At 55.5% G+C, this 20,487-nt stretch carries 18 protein-coding genes; 15 read left to right on the forward strand and 3 right to left on the reverse strand.

From position 1 onward, the window contains the following. Positions 1-27: 27 nt before the first annotated feature. The 3 genes from scpB to tesB all read left to right on the forward strand — a co-directional run bounded on the left by scpB (position 28) and on the right by tesB (position 2,593). A complete protein-coding gene (gene scpB, locus G5134_RS12295; protein ID WP_017783927.1) occupies positions 28-624 on the forward strand; it encodes an SMC-Scp complex subunit ScpB in 597 nt (198 codons plus the stop codon). After that, a complete protein-coding gene (rluB, locus tag G5134_RS12300) occupies positions 617-1,540 on the forward strand; it encodes a 23S rRNA pseudouridine(2605) synthase RluB (protein WP_005302885.1) in 924 nt (307 codons plus the stop codon). Before scpB ends, rluB begins: the two co-directional genes overlap by 8 nt. Positions 1,541-1,729: 189 nt before the next feature. Further along, entirely contained in the window at positions 1,730-2,593 is an 864-nt protein-coding gene (tesB, locus tag G5134_RS12305) for an acyl-CoA thioesterase II (protein ID WP_024942564.1), read from the forward strand. A gap of 64 nt (positions 2,594-2,657) precedes the next feature. Here the strand turns inward: tesB and G5134_RS12310 are convergent, their stop codons facing one another. The 3 genes from G5134_RS12310 to G5134_RS12320 form a co-directional block, all read right to left on the reverse strand. Then, the gene (locus G5134_RS12310) at positions 2,658-3,836 is read right to left on the reverse strand and encodes a dicarboxylate/amino acid:cation symporter (protein ID WP_421232043.1); all 1,179 of its coding nucleotides are present in this window, start codon (positions 3,834-3,836) and stop codon (positions 2,658-2,660) included. 195 nt (positions 3,837-4,031) lie between these two features. Then, positions 4,032-4,535 carry a methyltransferase domain-containing protein gene (locus G5134_RS12315; protein WP_193557976.1) on the reverse strand — a complete coding sequence of 168 codons (504 nt, stop codon included), beginning with the start codon at positions 4,533-4,535 and terminating at the stop codon, positions 4,032-4,034. Positions 4,536-4,772: 237 nt separating this feature from the next. Beyond that, positions 4,773-5,414: a TetR family transcriptional regulator gene (locus tag G5134_RS12320; protein WP_029305789.1), complete on the reverse strand. Its 642-nt coding sequence runs from the start codon at positions 5,412-5,414 to the stop codon at positions 4,773-4,775. A gap of 143 nt (positions 5,415-5,557) precedes the next feature. Between G5134_RS12320 and G5134_RS12325 the strand changes: the two genes are divergently transcribed. The 12 genes from G5134_RS12325 (at position 5,558) to G5134_RS12380 (ending at position 20,483) form a co-directional block, all read left to right on the forward strand. Then, on the forward strand, positions 5,558-6,751 hold the full coding sequence (locus tag G5134_RS12325; RefSeq protein ID WP_065016976.1) for an efflux RND transporter periplasmic adaptor subunit: 1,194 nt from the start codon (positions 5,558-5,560) through the stop codon (positions 6,749-6,751). A gap of 17 nt (positions 6,752-6,768) precedes the next feature. After that, positions 6,769-9,918: an efflux RND transporter permease subunit gene (locus G5134_RS12330; protein ID WP_065016977.1), complete on the forward strand. Its 3,150-nt coding sequence runs from the start codon at positions 6,769-6,771 to the stop codon at positions 9,916-9,918. Beyond that, positions 9,911-11,320 carry an efflux transporter outer membrane subunit gene (locus G5134_RS12335; RefSeq protein ID WP_065016978.1) on the forward strand — a complete coding sequence of 470 codons (1,410 nt, stop codon included), beginning with the start codon at positions 9,911-9,913 and terminating at the stop codon, positions 11,318-11,320. The genes G5134_RS12330 and G5134_RS12335 overlap by 8 nt, the downstream gene beginning before the upstream one ends. Positions 11,321-12,101: 781 nt before the next feature. Then, on the forward strand, positions 12,102-13,187 hold the full coding sequence (gene rfbB / locus G5134_RS12340) for a dTDP-glucose 4,6-dehydratase (protein WP_065016979.1): 1,086 nt from the start codon (positions 12,102-12,104) through the stop codon (positions 13,185-13,187). Then, complete coding sequence (rfbD, locus tag G5134_RS12345; protein ID WP_017783932.1) at positions 13,187-14,074, forward strand: dTDP-4-dehydrorhamnose reductase; 888 nt, start codon at positions 13,187-13,189, stop codon at positions 14,072-14,074. The genes rfbB and rfbD overlap by 1 nt, the downstream gene beginning before the upstream one ends. 110 nt (positions 14,075-14,184) lie before the next feature. Then, complete coding sequence (rfbA, locus tag G5134_RS12350; RefSeq protein ID WP_065016980.1) at positions 14,185-15,060, forward strand: glucose-1-phosphate thymidylyltransferase RfbA; 876 nt, start codon at positions 14,185-14,187, stop codon at positions 15,058-15,060. A gap of 101 nt (positions 15,061-15,161) precedes the next feature. After that, positions 15,162-15,707, forward strand: coding sequence for a dTDP-4-dehydrorhamnose 3,5-epimerase (rfbC, locus tag G5134_RS12355; protein WP_082969903.1), 546 nt, complete (start codon positions 15,162-15,164; stop codon positions 15,705-15,707). 1 nt (position 15,708) lies between these two features. Beyond that, positions 15,709-16,110, forward strand: coding sequence for a sugar 3,4-ketoisomerase (locus G5134_RS12360; protein WP_082969904.1), 402 nt, complete (start codon positions 15,709-15,711; stop codon positions 16,108-16,110). Between the two features lie 13 nt (positions 16,111-16,123). Continuing rightward, entirely contained in the window at positions 16,124-16,651 is a 528-nt protein-coding gene (locus tag G5134_RS12365) for a GNAT family N-acetyltransferase (RefSeq protein ID WP_065017048.1), read from the forward strand. Positions 16,652-16,677: 26 nt separating this feature from the next. Continuing rightward, positions 16,678-17,781 (forward strand): DegT/DnrJ/EryC1/StrS family aminotransferase, encoded by a 1,104-nt coding sequence (locus G5134_RS12370; RefSeq protein WP_065016982.1) that lies wholly within the window; start codon positions 16,678-16,680, stop codon positions 17,779-17,781. Then, entirely contained in the window at positions 17,778-19,028 is a 1,251-nt protein-coding gene (locus tag G5134_RS12375; RefSeq protein ID WP_065016983.1) for an O-antigen translocase, read from the forward strand. The genes G5134_RS12370 and G5134_RS12375 overlap by 4 nt, the downstream gene beginning before the upstream one ends. Positions 19,029-19,046: 18 nt before the next feature. Further along, the gene (locus G5134_RS12380) at positions 19,047-20,483 is read left to right on the forward strand and encodes a hypothetical protein (protein ID WP_156559736.1); all 1,437 of its coding nucleotides are present in this window, start codon (positions 19,047-19,049) and stop codon (positions 20,481-20,483) included. Positions 20,484-20,487 lie beyond the last annotated feature (4 nt).

Raw genomic sequence — 20,487 nt, forward strand, 5'->3', positions numbered from 1 at the left:
TGCGGCCGATAATGCGAGGAGCGGACCATGGCGCTGCCGGCTGAACGACTCAAGACGCTGATCGAAGCGGCGCTGTTCGTTGCCGGGCGCCCGCTCAACGTCAGCGAGCTCAAGAGCAGCGTGCTGGCGGACTACCCGGTCACCAGCCGCTACGTGCAGCTGCTGCTGGCGGAGCTCAGGCAGGATTACAGCGAGCGGGGGGTGGAGCTCAAAGAGGTCGCCTCCGGCTGGCGCTTTCAGGCCCGCCAGGAGTATGCCGAGGAGCTCTCGCGGCTCTGGAGCGAGCGGGCCCCGCGCTATTCGCGCGCCGTGATGGAGACGCTGACGTTGATCGCCTATCGTCAGCCCATCACCCGGGCCGAGATCGAAGCCATCCGCGGGGTGGCGGTCTCGAGCCAGATAGTGAATACCCTGAAAGAACGTGGCTGGGTGCGCAGCATAGGTCACAAGGAGGTGGTGGGTCGCCCGGAGCTGCTCGCCACCACCCGAGAATTTCTGGATTATTTTAATCTGCGGAGTCTGGAGCAGCTTCCCGAGCTTGATCCCGAACTGCAACCCTCGTTGTCCACTCTGACGTTGGCAGAGACGGGCAGCGATCAACAATCAGGTAACCCCGATGAGTGAAAAACTGCAAAAAGTGTTGGCCCGCGCGGGTCACGGCTCCCGTCGTGAGATGGAGGCCCTGATCACCGCAGGTCGGGTCAGCGTGGATGGCAAGGTCGCCACGCTGGGGGATCGCGTCGAAGTGAACGCCGTGATCCGGGTGGATGGTCACCAGGTCAAGACCCGCGCCGCAGAGGAAGTGATCTGCCGCGTGCTGGCTTACCACAAGCCGGAAGGGGAGATGTGTACCCGTCACGATCCGGAAGGTCGCCCCACCGTGTTTGATCGTCTGCCCAAGATGGAAGGGGCCCGCTGGATCGCGGTCGGCCGCCTCGACGTCAACACCTCAGGTCTGTTGCTGTTCACCACAGACGGTGAGCTGGCCAACCGGCTGATGCACCCGAGCCACGAAGTGGAGCGGGAATACGCGGTGCGCGTGTTTGGCGAGATCACCGAAGCCATGCTGCAGCGCCTGCGCAAGGGCGTGCAGCTGGAAGACGGCATGGCCAAGTTCAACAAGATCAAGCCGGCCGGCGGCGAGGGTCTGAACCAGTGGTTCAACGTTACCCTGACCGAGGGTCGCAACCGTGAAGTGCGCCGCCTGTGGGAATCCCAGGAAGTGCAGGTGAGCCGCCTGATGCGTATTCGCTATGGCGACGTCAAGCTGGATCGCGGCATCCCGCGCGGCGGCTGGCAGGAGCTCAAACTGCCCGAGGTGAACTACCTGCGCGGCTTGGTCAACCTGCCGCCGGAGACCGAGTCCAAGGTCGATCTGCAGCAGGATGGCAAGGCCAGCCGCCACAAGCAGGCCGCCCAGATCCGTCGCGCCGTCAAGCGTCACAAGGAGATGCAGGGCAAGGAGCCGCGCGCCCGCGCCACTACCGCCCGTCGCAAGCCGCAAGCCTCGACCCGCAACTCCGGCACCGGTAGCAAGTAAGCGCCAAGTCGCACTGTAAAAGGCCCGCCTCTTCGGCGGGCCTTTTCGTTGGCGCCTGCTGCGTCCGTTATTGTTCAATGTGCAAGATTGCTGAATTAATGGGGCCAGGCAGGTAGCTGGCGGGGGCCGGGGTGGTTGCCCGGCGGGGGCGGGCTTGTTAGCCTTCCGGCACTGACACAGGAGATAATAATGAGCAAGGTACTTGATGAGCTGCTGGCGTTGCTGGCGCTCGAAAAAATCGAGGAGGGCCTGTTTCGGGGCCAGAGCCAGGATCTCGGTCTGCGGGCCGTGTTTGGCGGACAGGTAATGGGGCAGGCCTTGTCAGCTGCCAAGCAGACGGTGGCCAGCGATCGCCAGGTGCACAGCTTCCACTCCTACTTCCTGCGCCCCGGCGATGCCAACCGTCCCATCGTCTACGACGTGGAGAACATCCGCGACGGTCAGACCGTCTCCACCCGCCGGGTCAAAGCCATTCAGGGCGGCAAGCCCATCTTCTATCTCAACGCCTCCTTCCAGGTCGAGGCCGAGGGGTTTGAACATCAGATCGCCATGCCGGCGGGGATCACGCCCCCCGAGCAGCTCAAGAGCGAACTGGAGCTGGTGCGCCCCTACGAGCAGCAGATCCCGCCCGCCCTGCGCGACAAGATCATGTGCGAGAAGCCCATCGAAATTCGCCCGGTGACCCTGGTCGACCCGATCCGCCCCGACGTGCACGAGCCGCTGCGCCACGTCTGGTTCAAGGCCAATGGCCAGATGCCGGACGATCAGCGGGTGCACAAGTACCTGCTGGCCTATGCCTCCGACTTCCACTTCCTGTTCACCGCCCTGCAGCCCCACGGGGTGTCGTACTGGGAGCCGGACATGCAGGTGGCCACCATAGACCACTCCATGTGGTTCCACCGAGACTTCCGGCTGGACGACTGGCTGCTCTACGTGGTGGACAGCCCGAGTGCCAGCGCCGGTCGTGGCCTGGTGCGCGGCCAGTTCTTCACCCGCGACGGGGTGCTGGTGGCGAGCACGGCGCAGGAGGGGGTGATCCGCCGCCGCGGTTGATTAGCGCTGAGCGTCAACAAAAAACGGGAGCCATCGGCTCCCGTTTTTTTATCTGCTTGCTCTATCAGGCCGCGTCTTGCTCGGTGCTGAGGGCTGGTTCGCCGCTCTGGGCGAAACGGTCGGCCCACAGGGCGATGACGCCGTCGCCGGTGACGTTGCAGGCGGTGCCGAAGCTGTCCTGGGCCAGGTAGAGGGCGATCATCAGGGCGATGGAGGCCTCACCGAACCCCAGCATGGAGGTGAGCAGGCCCAGTGCGGACATGACGCCACCACCCGGGGCACCCGGGGCGGCAATCATGATGACACCCAGCATCATGATGAAGGGCAGCATGGTGCCGATGCCAGGAATGGCCAGATGCTCGGAGAGGAACATCACGGCGGTGGCACAGGTCACCAGGGTGATGGTGGAGCCACACAGGTGAATGGTGGCGCACAGCGGCACGGTGAAGTTGGCGATGCCGGCGCTCACGCCGTTGTTCTTGCTGGCCTGCAGGGCGACCGGGATGGTGGCGGCGCTGGACATAGTGCCAAGGGCGGTGAAGTAGGCCGGCAGCATGTTCTTGATGAGCTGAGCCGGGGAGCGGCCCAGGGCCAGACCGGTGCCGACGAACAGCACGGAGAGCCAGAGCCAGTGCATGATGATGGCCATCACCAGCACCACGCCGAAGGTCTTCAGGGTGGCGAAGACGGTGCCTTCCACCGTCATCTCGACGAAGACGCCGGCGATGTAAAACGGCAGCAGCGGGATGATCACCTTGGCCAGCAGGCGGTCGATGATGTCGCGGCCCTGATCGGCGACCCGGCGCAGATCGGTAGCCTGGGTGGCGCTGATGCCGATGCCGAACACAAAGGCGGCGGCCAGTGCCGACATCACCCCGAACAGCGGCGGGATCTCCAGATTGATGTAGGAGGTGAGCTTGATGGCGCTCTCGGCGATGGACTCGGCGGCGCTGGTCAGACGCGGGATCAGGTTGCTGGCCACGGTAAAGGCGAACAGCCCCGCCAGTATGGTGGAGCAGTAGGAGAGGGCGACCGTCTTGCCCAGCAGCTTGCCGGAGTTCTTCGGCAGGCTGGCGATGCCGCTCATGATGAAGAAGAGGATGATGAGCGGAATGGTGAAGGTGATCAGCTGACCTATGACTGTCTTGGCCGTAAACAGCACGCGTGCGACCCATTCAGGGGCGTAGAGACCGAGCAAGAGACCGGCGAGGATGCCGGCAACCAGTTTGAGGACAAGTTTCATAAGTAAATCCAGGTGTTAGTGTCTGATTTGTTATTTAATTTTGATTTTAATGCCGCTTTTTAACACAAAATCCGCATCATGTCTGTCTTAGGTGCGTTAATGTCGAGTTAAATATTGTTAAATGTGATCGTGGTGGTGATAGCCACTGACCAGGTGAGCGCGAAGTGCTGCGGGTGATTAATTTGGTGCGGCCCTTCAGCTGCGAAGCAGCAGGGCGTGCAGCCAGCGGCCATCCGTCTGCTCGCTCTCCCAGCACTGCTGCAGTTGCAGCGGCAGCGGGGCGATGAGCCGGCGCAGGTCCTCCTCATCGAGTCGGGAGAGGCGATCTTCGGCTAAGGGAGAGGCGGCTTCAGGCGTGCCGTCGCTGGAGGCCGGCTGGCCACTGGGGTGGGGAAAGGCGCAGTAGAGCGGCCCGGCAGGCTTGAGCAGGCCAGCCAGGTGCGCCAGCGCGTTGCTGAGCTCGCTGGCCGCGAGCAGCGGCAATGCCCCGCGCGCCCAGATGCCGTCATAGGGCACCACGCTGCGCAGCTGATCGATGCGGCAGACCCGCACCGGCTGACCGCTGCGCCGCGACGCTACTCTGGCCTGCGCCAGGCGGGCATCGAAGGCCGTCACCACCAGCCCCTGCTGGCGAAAGAAGCAGAGATCGTCGCCTTCGCCGCAGCCCGCCTCCAGCAGATGGGCACCACAATGGAGCAAGGCCAGAAACTGCTGACGCGCGACGGACAGTGGGTCGGCTGAGGGGGTGGCAAGGGACATCGGCGGGCAATGGGGAGACGAACGGGACATGGCGGGCACTTTTTCGGGGACGCTACTCTGTTTCGGGGGCGTGACTATAGCAAATTTGAGCGAATTTGGCGCCGGGGCGCCAAAGGAAGGGGAGGGAACTGGGGAGTGTCTGCGCCGGCCGATGGACCTGTGTTGAGCGACTGTGAGTCAGGTGCGGCGGGTGGCCGGGCCGCCGGACTGGGCGATCAGGGCGAACAGGTTGTCCAGCACAAAGTCGGCCTCCTGGCGCAAGTCGATGCGATCCGGGAAGTGCAGCCAGTTGATGATGTAGCCATCCAGGGTGCAGTGCAGCAGGGTGGCGGCACGTTGCAGATCCAGCTCCTGCGGCAGCTGGCCGAGGCGCACCGCATTGCCCAGGGTGATCTCCAGATCCCGGAAGAAGTTATTGGACTGGCTGCGCATGTGCTCGCGCAGTGAGATGGCTTCTCCCTCCAGCGACTCCAGGTTGAACAGTATGGTGAACATCTGCTGATGGGCGGGCTCGGTGCTTATCTTGATGATCACCCCCTTGAGGAAGCTGCGCAGCTTGCCGAGGGGGTCAGGCTCCTGCTCGGAGACGCAGGCATCGAGCTGGTGGGAGAGGGGCTGACAGAGCTCCTCCCAGAGGGAGACGAACAGCTCTTCCTTGTTCTTGAAATGCCAGTAAATGGCGCCCCGGGTCAGCTCGGCGGCCCTGGCGATGTCGGTCAGGCTGGTCTTGGCCAGGCCTTGTGAGCAGAACAGATCCAGGGCCGTACTCATGATGTGGCAGCGGGTCTGCTGCGCCTCTTCTTTGGTTCTTCTGGCCATCTCTCTGCGCACCTTGTAAAAGTAAAAAAAGTCACTTACATACATTTATGAATGTATGTATATTGCCTCATCTTTCCAATTTTACCAACCGGGTCCTATAAACCCTGTGGTTTTTCATTGATAGACAGAGGCTCAGGTTTTTCATGCATAAACATATTCTCGCACGTTCAGTCGGCCTTGCGCTGCTGGCGAGCGGTCTGCTGACCGCTTGCGGCGAACAGGGCCCCGCCCAGCAAGGACCCGGTGCGATGCCGCCGGCTGCGGTGGATGTCGTCACCCTGCACACGGCGCCGTTGCAGCTCACCACCGAGCTGACCGGCCGCAGCGCCCCGCTGCGGGTCGCCGAGGTGCGCCCCCAGGTGAGCGGCATCATTCTCAAGCGCCTCTTTACCGAGGGCAGCGACGTCAAGGCCGGTCAGCTGCTGTACCAGATCGACCCCGCCGTCTATCAGGCCGCCGTCGCCAGTGCCAAGGCCAACCTGGCCAAGGCGCAGGCCAACGAGCAGAGCGCCCGCCTCAAGGCCAAGCGCTATGCCGAGCTGGTGAAGGTGAAGGCCATCAGCAGCCAGGAGTATGACGACGCCGATGCAGCCTGGAAGCAGCAGCTGGCCGAAATCGGTGCCGCCAAGGCGGCGCTGCAAAGTGCCAACATCAACCTGGCCTACACCCGCATCACGGCACCCATCAGCGGTCGCATCGGCAAGTCTGCGGTGACCGAGGGGGCACTGGTGACGGCCCAGCAGGCCGACAGCCTCACCTCCATCCAGCAGCTCGATCCCATGTATGTGGACGTGCGCCAGTCCACCGCCGATCTGCTGCGCCTCAAGCGCCAGGTGGCGACCGGCAAGCTGACCCAGGACGAGCAGAAAGGCGCCCGGGTGAGCTTCCAGCTGGAAGATGGCTCCACCTATGGGGAAGAGGGCTCGCTGCAGTTCTCCGACGTGACCGTGGATGAGACCACCGGCATGGTGACCCTGCGGGTGATCGTCCCCAACCCTCATCAGCTGCTGCTGCCCGGCATGTTCATGCGTGCCACCCTGCAGGAGGGCGAGCGCGCCGAAGGGCTGTTGGTGCCGCAGACCGCGGTGACCCGTACCCCGAAAGGCGGCGCTACCGTGATGGTGGTGACGGCGGACAACAAGGTGGAGCTGCGTGAAGTGCAGCTGGGCCGCATTGTCGGCAGTGACTGGGTGGTGGAATCCGGTCTCAAGGCGGGTGAGCGGGTGATCGTCGCCGGCCTGCAAAAAGTAAAACCCGGGGTCGTCGTGGCGCCGGCTGAACAGGGCGCCGCTGCGCCGTCTGCCCAGGCGCCGGCCAATGCCCCGGTCAACAAGTAGGATGGAGTAGTCGCCTCATGGCACGATTTTTCATAGACAGACCCATTTTCGCCTGGGTGATCGCCCTGGTGATCATGCTGGCGGGCAGCCTGGCCATCATAGGCCTGCCGGTTGCCCAGTATCCGAGCATTGCGCCGCCGGCGGTGGGCATCTCCGCCAGCTACCCGGGCGCCTCCGCCAAGACGGTAGAAGACTCGGTGACCCAGATCATCGAGCAGAACATGACCGGGCTGGATCACCTGCTCTACATGTCCTCCCAGTCGGACTCCTCCGGCCGGGTATCGGTCACCCTCACCTTCCAGCCGGGGACCGACCCTGACATCGCTCAGGTACAGGTGCAGAACAAGCTGCAGCAAGCCATGTCGCTGTTGCCGCAAGAGGTGCAGCAGCAGGGGATCCGGGTCCAGAAGACCTCCAGCAGCTTCCTGATGGTGGCCGCCTTCATCTCCAAAGATGGCGCCATGACCAACGATGACCTGGCCGACTACGTGGTGGCCAACATCAAGGAGCCGCTCAGTCGTCTGGACGGGGTAGGGGACATCACATTGTTCGGCAGCCAATACTCCATGCGGGTCTGGCTCGATCCCAACAAGCTCAACCGGGTGCAGATGACCCCGGGGGATGTGCAGACCGCCATCAAGGCGCAAAACACCCAGGTGGCCTTCGGCAAGCTGGGGGGCACCCCGGCGGTGACCGATCAGCAGTTCACCGCCACCATCATGGGGCAGACCCGACTCTCCACCGTGGCGCAGTTCAACGACATCCTGCTGCGGGTGAACCAGGACGGCTCCAAGGTACGGCTCAAAGACGTGGCCCGGGTCGAACTGGCCGGTGAAAGCTACGATGCCGAGGCGCTCTACAACGGGCAACCCACCGCGGCGGTGGCCATCAAGCTGGCGACCGGTGCCAACGCGCTGGATACCGCCGAGAAGGTGCGTGGCAAGCTGGGCGAGCTCTCCGCCTACTTCCCGGCCAACATGGAGATCGTCTATCCGTACGACACCACGCCGTTCGTGAAGATCTCCATCGAGGAGGTGGTGCAGACCCTGGTGGAGGCGATCTTCCTGGTGTTCTGCGTGATGTATCTGTTCCTGCAGAACTTCCGCGCCACCCTGATCCCGACCATCGCGGTGCCCGTGGTGCTGCTCGGGACCTTCGGCGTCATGGCGGCGTTCGGCTTCTCCATCAACACCCTGACCATGTTCGGTCTGGTGCTGGCCATCGGTTTGCTGGTGGATGACGCCATCGTGGTGGTGGAGAACGTGGAGCGCCTGATGAGCGAGGAGGATCTCTCTCCGCTCGAGGCGACCCGCAAGTCGATGACCCAGATCACCGGCGCCCTGGTGGGGATCGCCCTGGTGCTCTCGGCGGTGTTCGTGCCGATGGCCTTCTTCGGCGGCTCCACCGGTGCCATCTATCGCCAGTTCTCCCTCACCATCGTCTCGGCCATGGTGCTGTCGGTGCTGGTGGCGCTGATCCTGACTCCGGCCCTGTGTGCCACCCTGCTCAAGCCCATCAAGCATGGCGAGTTCGGTGCCAAGCGCGGTTTCTTCGGCTGGTTCAACCGGGCCTTCGACGCCAGCGCCAACCGCTACCAGAGCGGCGTGCGCAAGGTGGTCAAGCAAGGGGTGCGCTACGGCATCATCTATGCGGCCATGCTGGCGGTACTGGCCATCCTGTTCATGCGCATGCCCACCTCCTTCCTGCCGGAAGAGGATCAGGGGGTCATCATGTCCATGGTGCAACTGCCGGTCGGTGCCACCAAGCAGCGCACCGAGGTGGTGCTGGCCGACATGCGCGACTACTTCATGAAGAACGAGAAGGAGAACGTCGACTCCGTGCTGACGGTGGCGGGCTTCAGCTTCGCCGGTAGCGGCCAGAACAGCGGCATGGCCTTCATCAAGCTGAAAGACTGGAAGGAACGCAACACGCCGGATCGCAGCGCCAATGCCATCATCGGCCGCGCCATGGGCTACCTGTTCAGCATCAAGGAAGCCCAGGTGTTCGCCTTCAACCTGCCTCCAATCCCGGAGCTGGGGACGGCGACCGGCTTTGACTTCTATCTGCAGGATCGGGCCGGCGTCGGCCACGATAAGCTGATGGCGGCGCGCAACCAGCTGCTCGGCATGGCGGCGCAGGATCCCAACCTGGTGCGGGTGCGCCCGAACGGGATGGAAGATACCCCTCAGCTCGACATCAAGATCGACTACGAGAAGGCGTTGGCGCAGGGGCTCTCCATCAGCGACATCAACAGCACGCTTTCCAGTGCCTGGGGTTCTGCCTATGTGAACGACTTTGTCGACAGAGGCCGGGTCAAGAAGGTCTATCTGCAGGCAGATGCCCCCTTCCGGATGAACCCGGAAGATCTCAAGCTCTGGTACGTGCGCAACAGCGCCGGTCAGATGGTGCCCTTCTCCGCCTTTGCCAGCACCGACTGGAGCTTCGGCTCGCCACGGCTGGAGCGTTACAACGGCGTGCCGGCGATGGAGATCGTCGGGGAAGCGGCGCCGGGCAAGAGTACCGGTGACGCCATGGCCGCCATCGAGCAGATGGTGAAGCAGCTGCCGGAAGGCATCGGCATCGAGTGGACCGGTCTCTCCTATCAGGAGCGGCAGGCGGGCTCCCAGGCACCAGCTCTGTACGCCATCTCGCTGCTGGTGGTGTTCCTCTGTCTGGCCGCCCTCTACGAGAGCTGGAGCATTCCGTTCTCGGTGATGCTGGTGGTGCCGCTCGGGGTGCTGGGGGCCATTGTGGCCGCCACCCTGCGCGGGCTGGAGAACGATGTCTACTTCCAGGTGGGCCTGCTCACCACCATAGGGCTGTCGGCCAAAAACGCGATCCTCATCGTCGAGTTCGCCAAGGAGCTCTATGACAGGGGCATGGGGCTGAGCGAAGCCGTGGTGGAGGCGGCGCGCCTGCGTCTGCGTCCGATCCTGATGACCTCGCTCGCCTTCATCCTCGGCGTATTGCCGCTGGTGATCAGTACCGGCGCCGGCGCCAGCAGCCGCAACGCCATCGGTACCGGCGTGATGGGGGGGATGATCAGTGCCACCGTGCTGGCCATCTTCTTTGTGCCGCTGTTCTTCGTGCTGGTGATGCGCTATTTCACCAAACACAGCACCAAGCAAGCGCGTCTGGCCCATGCCGAGGAGATCAAACATGACTAAGACCCTGATCGCCTTGAGCGTGACTCTGCTGTTGGGGGGCTGTTCCATGGCCCCCGATTACCAGCGCCCCGAGCTGCCGCAAGGCGCCACCTGGCAGAGCAACCCGGCAGGGGAGGCGGCCGTCTCCTCCTGGCGCCAGCAGTTCCTCGATCCCGCCCTGCAGCAGCTGATCGCCACGGCCCTCGAGAACAACCGGGATCTGCGTATCGCGGCGCTCAACGTGGAGGCCTACGAGGCCAGATACCGGATCCAGCGGGCGGCCCAGCTGCCGACCCTGGCGGCCAATGGCTCGGGTACCCGCCAGCAGGGATCGGACGATCTCAGCAGCACGGGGCAGGGCACCATCAGCAGCCAGTACGGCGCCAACATCGGCATCACCGCCTACGAGCTGGACCTGTTCGGCCGGATCCAGAGTCTGAAAGATCAGGCGCTGGAGACCTATCTGGCGCAGGTGGAGACCCAGCGCAGCACCCAGATCGCCCTGGTGGCCTCGGTGGCCAACGCCTATCTCACCCTGCTGGCGGATCAGGAGTTGCTCGCGCTGAGCGAGGCGACCCTGGCCACCGAGCAGGAGAGCTATGGTCTGACCGAGCACAAGTACCGGCTGGGGGCCGCCTCCGAGATGGAGTTGGCCCAGGGCCGTACCGCGCTGGAGAGCGCCAAGGTGAGCCTGGCCCAGTACCAACGACAGGTGAAGCAGGATCGCAACGGCCTGGCGCTGCTGCTCGGGACTGGTGTCCCCGCGCTGATGACCGAGCCGGCGACCCTGGCCGAGGTGCAGCTGGCGGCCATCCCGGTGGGGGCCCCCTCCAGCCTGCTGCAACAGCGCCCGGACATCCTGGCGGCCGAGCACAGCCTGAAAGCGGCCAATGCCAATATCGGCGCCGCCCGTGCGGCCTTCTTCCCGACCATCTCGCTGACCGCGACGGCGGGCACTGCCAGCAACCAGTTGAGCGGGCTGTTTGACGGCGGCACCGGTACCTGGACCTTCATGCCGCAGATCAACCTGCCGATCTTTGACGGTGGCAAGCGCATCGCGGATCTGGACGTAGCCGAGGTGAGCACCAAGCAGGCGGTGGCGAGCTACGAGAAGAGCATCCAGACCGCCTTCAAGGAAGTGGCGGATACGCTCGGCGCCCAGGCTGACTATCAGCAGCAACTGCAGGCCCAGCAGGAGTTGGTGAAGGCGAGTCAGACCTACTTCAAGCTGGCAGAGGTACGCTACGAGAAGGGGGTGGACAGTTATCTTACCCGGCTCGATGCCCAGCGTTCGCTGTTCAGCGCCAAACAAGGGCTGATCACTACCCGTCTGGCGCAGCTCAGCAACCAGGTCGCGCTCTACAAGGCCGTCGGTGGTGGCTGGCAAGCTTCCGATAGCGAGGGTGGCAAAGGAAAAAGCTGACAGTAGCCACACTTTCCTCCTTGCGTTATCTTACCGTAACAGGGCGAACCATCAGGTTCGCCCTGTTTGTTTGCTGCAAAAACATATACATATGAAGCTCAAGTGACATAATACGTCGTGCAGACAGAGTTGTGATCGGTATCAGACTCTGGTGGAAGAGCTGAATTTTTACGTGTGCGGCGGGGGGCAATTGTAAGAAAGTGTTACGTGTCTCCATCCGGATTGGCAAAAAGTGGCGGTCTTGTGAGCGCGCTCCGCACTAATGCGTCGCTTGTCACTATTTTTACTTTTGAATCCGGCTGGTAACGACCTTTTTGGCCTCAAAAGAGGCTTTGTTGGCGGTTGGCAGATCATCTTCTTCTGCTGGAAGAGCAGAGAACCGCTACGGGAGAGGGCGTAAATCGCTTACTTTAAGAAGGGTTGTTATGGCTGTTCAAGCGGCCTGGAAAGGCGCTAAAATCCGGACTTTGCCCTTGGGGCATGGCAACGATTGACGGCGGTTTTTTTGTAAACTGGCATGTTCAATGTGCAAGAGAAATCGCACTTTTGTCATCAGGGAGCGGTGACAGAATTTTCCCAAGCTGGAGGGCGCTATGGCCAACAGCACACACAATCCGGTCAAAAGCAGCAATCTGGGGGCTGTAACCCAGGGGCGGTAGCTATTGTCTTTTTCGTGGTTGGTGTCAGAAATCCGCCATTTGAGCGAGCATTTTCACCACCATGAACAATGGTAACTGGTTCAAAAAGAACCGAATTTCTATTACTTTTCAAGAGCATAACTATGAAGATTCTTGTCACTGGTGGCGCAGGCTTTATCGGCTCGGCGGTTGTTCGTCATATCATTCGGGATACCAACGATTCAGTTATCAACCTCGATAAACTCACCTATGCGGGCAACCTGGAATCCTTGGCCAGTGTCGCAAACAGTGAACGTTATGCCTTTGAGCAGGTGGATATCTGCAACCGCGCCGAACTGGATCGGGTGTTTGCCCAGCATCAACCGGATGCCGTGATGCACCTGGCGGCCGAGAGCCACGTCGATCGCTCCATCACAGGCCCTGCCGACTTCATCGAGACCAATATTGTCGGCACCTACATGCTGCTGGAGGCCGCTCGCGCCTACTGGAACGGTCTGGACGAGGTACGCAAGGCGGCCTTCCGTTTCCACCACATCTCCACCGACGAGGTATATGGCGACCTGCCCCATCCGGATGAAGTCGTCCCCGGTGTGGCACTGCCGCTCTTTACCGAAACCACCCCCTATGCCCCCAGCAGCCCCTATTCTGCCTCCAAGGCCTCCAGTGACCATCTGGTGCGCGCCTGGCGCCGTACTTACGGCCTGCCGACCATCGTCACCAACTGTTCCAACAACTACGGCCCGTTCCACTTCCCCGAGAAGCTGATCCCGCTGGTCATCCTCAATGCGCTCGATGGCAAGCCGCTGCCTGTCTATGGCAAGGGCGACCAGATCCGTGACTGGCTCTATGTGGAAGATCACGCTCGCGCGCTCTATACCGTGGTCACCACTGGTGCCATCGGCGAGACCTACAACATCGGCGGTCATAACGAGAAACAGAACCTGGACGTCGTTCATACCATCTGTGATCTGCTCGACGAGATGGTGCCCAAGGCCGGCTCCTACCGCGATCAAATCACCTACGTCGCCGACCGCCCCGGTCACGATCGCCGCTATGCCATCGATGCCAGCAAGATGAGCGCCGAGCTCGCCTGGCAACCGCAAGAGACCTTTGAATCCGGTATCCGCAAGACAGTGCAGTGGTATCTGGATAATCAGCAGTGGGTCAACAATGTGAAGAGCGGGTCCTATCAATCCTGGATCGAGCAAAACTATGGGGAGCGTGCCTGATGCATATTCTGCTGTTTGGCAAGAATGGTCAGGTTGGCTGGGAGCTGCAACGAGCACTGGCCCCGCTGGGGCGGATCACTGCCGTTGATTTTGACTCGACCGATTATTGCGGTGACTTCAGCAAGCCGGCCGGCGTAGCGGAGACTGTGCGCCTGGTGAAGCCGGATGTCATCGTGAACGCAGCAGCCCACACTGCGGTAGACAAAGCCGAGAGCGAGCGGGAGTTTGCCGAGTTGCTCAACGCGACCAGCGTGGCCGCTATCGCCAAAGAGGCGGAGGCATTGGGGGCCTGGTTGGTGCACTACTCCACGGATTATGTGTTCGATGGCAGTGGTGAGCGCCCCTGGCTGGAAACCGATGCGACCGCACCACTGAATGTGTACGGCGAAACCAAGCTGGCAGGGGAACAAGGGGCAGCACTCTGCTCTCGTCATCTTATCTTCCGCACCAGCTGGGTCTATGCTGCCCGCGGCGCCAATTTTGCCAAGACCATGCTGCGTTTTGGCAAGGAGCGTAGCGAAATGTCGGTCATCAATGACCAGTTTGGCGCCCCGACCGGTGCCGAGTTGCTGGCCGATTGCACCGCTCATGCGATCCGTGTAGCGCAGAGCAAGCCCGAGGTCGCCGGGCTGTATCATCTGATTGCCTCCGGCACCACCACCTGGTTTGACTACGCCCAGCTGGTGTTTGCCAACGCCAGAGAGGCGGGGGTTGAACTGGCGGTCACGCAACTCAATGCCGTGCCGACCAGCGCCTTCCCGACCCCGGCCAAACGCCCACATAACTCCCGCCTGGATACCAGCAAATTCCAGCGCACCTTCGATCTGGTGCTGCCGGACTGGACCGTCGGTGTGGAGCGGATGTTGACCGAGATCCTGGGCAAATAAATCACTGGCCAGGGATGTGTTGAACGCGTCCCTGGCTGGCAGGGATAAAACAGAAAGGAGTGGTGTCAAGCCACCCTCTCTTTTGAAATTTAAAATAAGAAACAAGCATTATGACCAAACGTAAAGGCATTATTCTGGCCGGTGGCTCCGGCACCCGTCTCTATCCAGTCACCATGGCAGTGAGCAAGCAACTACTGCCCATCTATGACAAACCGATGATCTACTATCCGCTCAGCACCCTGATGCTGGCGGGCATTCGCGACATTTTGATCATCAGCACCCCGCAAGACACCCCCCGTTTTGAGCAACTGCTGGGGGATGGCAGCCAATGGGGCCTGAACTTGCAATACAAGGTACAGCCAAGCCCGGACGGATTGGCGCAAGCTTTTATTCTGGGTGAAGAGTTTATCGGCTCAGACCCCTGTGCGCTGGTGCTGGGTGACAACATCTTCTATGGCCACGACCTGCAGAAACAGCTGGAGACGGCCGCAGCCAAAGAGAGTGGCGCCACCGTCTTTGCCTACCATGTGCATGACCCTGAGCGTTATGGTGTGGTGGAATTTGATAAGCAAGGTACCGCTATTTCACTGGAAGAGAAGCCGTTGGAGCCCAAGAGTAACTATGCGGTGACCGGCCTCTATTTCTACGACAACAGCGTGGTGGAAATCGCCAAGCGCCTGAAGCCGTCGCCGCGTGGTGAGCTGGAAATCACCGATGTGAACCGTATCTACCTGGAACAAGGCAATCTGTCGGTGGCCATGATGGGCCGGGGTTATGCCTGGCTTGATACCGGCACCCACGAAAGCATGATTGAAGCGAGCAACTTTATTCAGACCATCGAAACCCGTCAGGGGTTGAAAGTGGCCTGCCCGGAAGAGATTGCCTATCGCCAGAAGTTTATTACTGCCGACCAAGTTCGTGAACTCGCGGCTCCGTTGGCAAAGAATGCTTATGGTCAATATCTGCTGAAGATGGTTGGTAAGTGAATAGATATTGGTTAATAGAGAATGGTATTTGTCACTGACAGCCTCCACTTTCTGTTCATAATACCCGTTTCGTAATCTCAAAATTTAGACTCAAGAGAAAAATGAACATAATCAATACAAAAATTCCCGATGTAAAAATTATAGAACCCAAGGTATTTGGTGATGAACGTGGGTTCTTTTTTGAAAGCTTTAATCAGCAGGAATTTGAAGAGGCTATTGGTTACAGCGTTAAATTTGTTCAGGACAATCATTCTAGGTCCAGCAAGGGCGTACTTCGTGGACTGCACTATCAACTTCCCCCTTATGCTCAAGGTAAACTGGTACGTTGTGTCGTTGGCGAAGTATTTGATGTTGCTGTCGATATTCGTAGTAAGTCCTCTACATTTGGTCAGTGGGTTGGTGTGCACTTGTCTGCTGAAAATAAGCGACAATTTTGGATTCCAGAAGGTTTTGCTCATGGTTTTGTTACTTTGAGTGAGACTGCAGAATTTTTATATAAGACCACTAATTATTATCATTACGAAAGTGAAGGTGCGATTATGTGGAATGATCCTGACTTAAACATTGAATGGCCTGTTGAAGGTGCCTTGTTGTCGGAAAAAGATAAAAAAGCTCAACCCTTTCTACAATTAAAAAAAGTTTTTTAACATGGAAATTAAACTAATTTCACTCCAAGCCCATGGTGATGAACGTGGTTCTTTAATAGCATTGGAAGAAGGTAAAAATATTCCTTTCTCAGTTAAAAGAGTATATTACTTATTCAATACTAAAGAAGGGGTAAGCCGTGGTTTTCATGCCCACAGAGAATTAAAACAAGTGGCTATTGCCGTTCGAGGGTCTTGCCGCTTTGTATTGGATAATGCTAAGGAACGGGTAGATATATTGCTTGATAACCCAGCTCAAGGCCTGCTGATTGAATCATTTATTTGGCGGGAGATGCATGACTTTTCTGATGATTGTGTACTGATGGTATTGGCAGACCAGCTATATGATGAATCAGATTATATAAGAAAATATGAAGATTTCCTGAGGATAGCAAATGCTCAATAACAGGGATGTATTTATGAATGAAATAGCAAAAACAATAAACTTTAGATTAATCACTATTGATGATGCTGAGTTTATACTTTCGTTAAGAACAAACGGGAATTTAAATAAGCATTTATCTCAAACCAGTAGTTCCGTGGCACAACAAAAAGAATGGATTCGTAATTATAAAGAAAGAGAGAAAAAAGGTGATGAATATTATTTCATAATATTCAGAAATGATAATGATGAGGCAGTCGGTACTGTAAGATTATATGATTTCATTGAAGATAAAAAGTCTTTCTGTTGGGGTAGCTGGATTTTAAATGAAAATAAAACAAAATACGCAGCCATGGAAAGCGCATTTCTTGTGTATCAAATAGCTTTTGAAAAATTAGGCTTTGAAAGAGCTCATTTTGATGTAAGACGAGAAAATATAAAGGTGATAGCATTTCACCAGAAAATGGGTGCTAAGATTGTAGCGGAAAATGATCTTGATATATTTTTTGAAATTGAAAAGGAAGCAGTTATGAATGCGAGGAGTAAGCTGATTCGTTTCCTGTGACTTTTAAACTTTCTTTAGGAATAAAAATGATTAATTTTCTTGATCTTAAATCTATAAATAGTACATATCAGCAAGAGTTGAAAAATGCATGTGCACGTGTAATTGATTCTGGCTGGTATATAATGGGTGATGAATTAAACCAGTTTGAGTCTGAATTTTCAGCTTATTGTGGCTCCAAACATACCATTGGTGTGGCTAATGGTTTAGATGCCTTGATCATGGTGCTGCGAGCTTGGAAACAGCTTGGTAAGCTAAAGGCTGGTGATGAAGTCATTGTACAGGCCAATACCTATATTGCCTCTATATTGGCGATTACCGAAAATGATCTTGTACCCGTGCTGGTAGAGCCTGATTCAGATACTTATAATCTCGATCCTGTGGTAGTTCGCGCAGCCGTTACCCCCAATACCAAAGCTATTTTGCCAGTGCATCTCTATGGTCGGCTTTCCCCTATGCCTGAGTTGATGACCATCGCTAAAGAGCATAATCTGTTGGTGCTGGAAGATTGTGCTCAGGCTCACGGGGCGGAAATCGATGGCAAGCGTGCCGGTAATTGGGGCGATGCAGCTGGTTTTAGCTTCTATCCCGGCAAGAACCTTGGGGCTCTTGGTGATGCTGGTGCTATCACTACCAATGATGATGAGCTTGCGCAGACACTAAAAGCTTTACGTAATTATGGTTCTCATAAGAAGTATGAAAACCTGTATCAGGGGGTAAATAGCCGTCTTGATGAGATTCAGGCGGCCATGTTGCGTGTAAAGTTACCCTATCTGGAGGCCGAAACCATTCGTCGCCAAAAAATTTCCCATGCTTATCGCTCTGGGATCACAAATCCACTGGTAACATTACCTCATATTATCGATGAGCTAGCACATGTTTGGCATCTGTTTGTTGTGCGTTGTGAGCAACGTGAAGCATTGCAAAAATATTTAACTGAACAAGGTATCCAAACCCTGATTCACTATCCCATTGCACCCCATAAACAGCAGGCATATAGCCAATGGAATCACATCTCTCTGCCAGTGACGGAGACAATTCATCAGCAAGTTCTCTCTTTGCCACTTGATCCGACGATGAGTAAAGAGGCAGTTGCACGAGTGATTGCTGCTGTAAATGGATTCAATGCATGAAGCGTTTGCTCAAAGTCACCGCTATGACAGGGTTACTGACCTTGCTCAGAATGGCGATGGGGTTCGTGATTGCCAAGGTGGTGGCCGTTTATACCGGCCCCACTGGGATGGCGATGCTTGGCCAAGTGCAAAGTATGGTTAGTAGTTTAAACGGCATTATTAATGCTCCTGTCGGTAGTGGAGTGGTGCGTTTTACCGCAGAATATAAAGAGCAAGGTTTTTCTGCCTGTGCACCTTGGTGGCGCGCAGCACTGCAATGGGTGTTGATTATCTCAGGCTTTGCCATCCCTACGGGGTTGTTATTGGCCCAACCGATAGCTGCTTGGCTATTTCAAGACCCTCAGCTTGCTTGGGTAGTGATGGTGACAGTCTGCGTCTTACCTTCTACTGCCATCGGTACCCTGTTTAACTCCGTAATTAATGGCCAGCAGCAATATCGCCGTTATATAGGTCTTGGCATGCTTTCTGCTGCGATCTCTGGTGGTGTGATGCTCTCAATGATCACCCTTTATAACATTCAAGGTGCCCTGTTAGCAGCCGCAGTGCAAGCAGCTTTAATTGGCATAGTCATGCTTATTGCCAACTTGCGTCAGCCCTGGTTTAAATTACGTTATTGGTGGGGGGCTGTTGATCCCAAAGCCCGCAAACAGATCGGTGGCTATATGTTAATGGCAATCACCAGCGCTTTGACTGTGCCGGTATCGTTAATTTTGGTGCGCAATATTTTAATTGACCAAGTTGGGTGGGATACCACTGGCCAATGGCAAGCGGTCTATAAAATCTCTGAAGTCTATTTAGGGGTGATCACCATGGCTCTAGGCACTTATTATTTACCACGTTTGGCGTCGTTAACTAGTGTGGATACAATTCTTAGTGAGATACATAAAACGGCTAGTATAATTATACCAATTGTTGCCGTTATGGCCTTTGGTGTGTATTTGCTACGTGATGTAATTATTTCTCTTTTATTCACTGATGAATTTCGTTTCGCACGTGAGTTGTTTTCTGTTCAATTAACCGGTGATGTTATTAAAATTGCCAGTTGGTTATATGCCTATCCGATGTTATCCCGTGGAGCCATAAAATGGTATATCGCGACCGAGATTATGTTTACTGCTAGTCTTGTTGCGTTAACTCATGGATTGGTTACACAATATGGTGTATTAGGAGCAAACATGGCATATGTACTAAACTATATAATCTATTTTTTCTTGATGTTTTTTTGCATTAAGAAAATTGCTCGGTAACAGAATGATAAATGTATAATGATACAAGAAAAAATTAATCCTAAAATAGCAGAGTTTATTGATTTATTTAAGGTGGAGCTATATCAACTACCAATTGATAAGGCAATGCGTCAGGCTGAGCAGCTAGGACTTTTTTTACGTACAAATGAGATTGGTATTTATTCTTTAAATGATGTAGAGTCATTTTTAATCGATAAGTTTATCAAGTCTATGCCGATAGGTCCCAACATTAAAAGTGTTGATGATCATCAACCTGCAAAAATTCTTTTTATAGCTACAGAGTTATACCATATTGGTGGCCACACTCGCCTCATGGAACGGCTTGCTACGTTCCTAGAATCTAAGCCTGATCTATTAATAACAAAGAGAGCGACAGATGATGTTGTTCAAAGGGAAAGGATTTTTTTCTCTGATGTTAGTCATGGTTTAGAATGTCATGTTTCAGTTGTAGACGAGATATTATCTCTTGTAAAGAAAGTGCTGAATTATGATTTGCTTGTTCTAAATATACATCCAGAAGATATTTATGCAGTTATTGCTTGTGGCTTAGCAAAAAAGATAAATAATAATCTAAAAATTCATTTCATTAATCATGCTGATCATACTTTTAGTTATGGTAGCTCAATTTCCGATGTGTGGTATGAGATTAGTGAATATGGAATAGCAATTGATGCTATGCGGGGGTTGAATGCACAAAAATGCTTTCTTGGTATACCAATCGACACATCTAAAAATATATATGAAGAAAAATATAAATTTAAAAATGGTGATTTAATTTTAACCGCAGCTTCTGCTTTTAAATATAAACCTAATAATGTACATAGCATCATGCCATTGATTGGTGCATTATTAGATGAATATAATGAATCAAAGTTTCAAGTTATTGGGGTTAATTTAATTACTAATTACTGGTGGTGGCTACTTAAGCTAAAGTACCGCGGGCGTTTAAAAATATCAAGCACGTTACCATATGATGATTATTTAAAAACAACAAGTGAAGCTAAACTATATATAGATAGCCATCCTTTTCCTGGTGGTACAGCCTTCGCTGAGCAATTTTTACAAGGGCGATTATGTTCCGGATTAATAAGTTGCTATCAAGGCTATAGCCCCGTAGAAATGCTAAAAGCAAATAATGAACATGACGTAATATTATTTATAAAAAATAGTTACACTTATGATTTCAACTCTGTCTATGATGCAACAATAGCCACTCATGGTATAGATAATGTGAAGAACAGGTTTATTTCTGCTGTAGAGGGAAATAGTTTTTCAACTAATGCTTGGTCTAATTATATTATAAATATAACCCCTGTAGTCAAACATAAAATAGAACATATACCTGACAGTTTCAATGTATTTAGCTTTGCTTTTTTATGTAAAATGTGGAGAGTGTCCACTACTTTTTGCTTCTTTAAATATGTAATTAAAAAAATGATACCAAGGCTTAATTGAAACG

The organism is Aeromonas sp. 600276, from assembly GCF_049175815.1.
Lineage (GTDB): Bacteria > Pseudomonadota > Gammaproteobacteria > Enterobacterales > Aeromonadaceae > Aeromonas > Aeromonas dhakensis.

What these genes read in the sequence shown, in the direction of transcription:
- scpB (WP_017783927.1), top strand. Translation starts at nt 28, where the DNA reads ATGGCGCTGCCGGCTGAACGACTCAAGACGCTGATCGAAGCGGCGCTG.
- rluB (WP_005302885.1), top strand. Translation starts at nt 617, where the DNA reads ATGAGTGAAAAACTGCAAAAAGTGTTGGCCCGCGCGGGTCACGGCTCC.
- tesB (WP_024942564.1), top strand. Translation starts at nt 1,730, where the DNA reads ATGAGCAAGGTACTTGATGAGCTGCTGGCGTTGCTGGCGCTCGAAAAA.
- G5134_RS12310 (WP_421232043.1), bottom strand. Translation starts at nt 3,836, where the DNA reads ATGAAACTTGTCCTCAAACTGGTTGCCGGCATCCTCGCCGGTCTCTTG.
- G5134_RS12320 (WP_029305789.1), bottom strand. Translation starts at nt 5,414, where the DNA reads ATGGCCAGAAGAACCAAAGAAGAGGCGCAGCAGACCCGCTGCCACATC.
- G5134_RS12325 (WP_065016976.1), top strand. Translation starts at nt 5,558, where the DNA reads ATGCATAAACATATTCTCGCACGTTCAGTCGGCCTTGCGCTGCTGGCG.
- G5134_RS12330 (WP_065016977.1), top strand. Translation starts at nt 6,769, where the DNA reads ATGGCACGATTTTTCATAGACAGACCCATTTTCGCCTGGGTGATCGCC.
- G5134_RS12335 (WP_065016978.1), top strand. Translation starts at nt 9,911, where the DNA reads ATGACTAAGACCCTGATCGCCTTGAGCGTGACTCTGCTGTTGGGGGGC.
- rfbB (WP_065016979.1), top strand. Translation starts at nt 12,102, where the DNA reads ATGAAGATTCTTGTCACTGGTGGCGCAGGCTTTATCGGCTCGGCGGTT.
- rfbD (WP_017783932.1), top strand. Translation starts at nt 13,187, where the DNA reads ATGCATATTCTGCTGTTTGGCAAGAATGGTCAGGTTGGCTGGGAGCTG.
- rfbA (WP_065016980.1), top strand. Translation starts at nt 14,185, where the DNA reads ATGACCAAACGTAAAGGCATTATTCTGGCCGGTGGCTCCGGCACCCGT.
- rfbC (WP_082969903.1), top strand. Translation starts at nt 15,162, where the DNA reads ATGAACATAATCAATACAAAAATTCCCGATGTAAAAATTATAGAACCC.
- G5134_RS12360 (WP_082969904.1), top strand. Translation starts at nt 15,709, where the DNA reads ATGGAAATTAAACTAATTTCACTCCAAGCCCATGGTGATGAACGTGGT.
- G5134_RS12365 (WP_065017048.1), top strand. Translation starts at nt 16,124, where the DNA reads ATGAATGAAATAGCAAAAACAATAAACTTTAGATTAATCACTATTGAT.
- G5134_RS12370 (WP_065016982.1), top strand. Translation starts at nt 16,678, where the DNA reads ATGATTAATTTTCTTGATCTTAAATCTATAAATAGTACATATCAGCAA.
- G5134_RS12375 (WP_065016983.1), top strand. Translation starts at nt 17,778, where the DNA reads ATGAAGCGTTTGCTCAAAGTCACCGCTATGACAGGGTTACTGACCTTG.
- G5134_RS12380 (WP_156559736.1), top strand. Translation starts at nt 19,047, where the DNA reads ATGATACAAGAAAAAATTAATCCTAAAATAGCAGAGTTTATTGATTTA.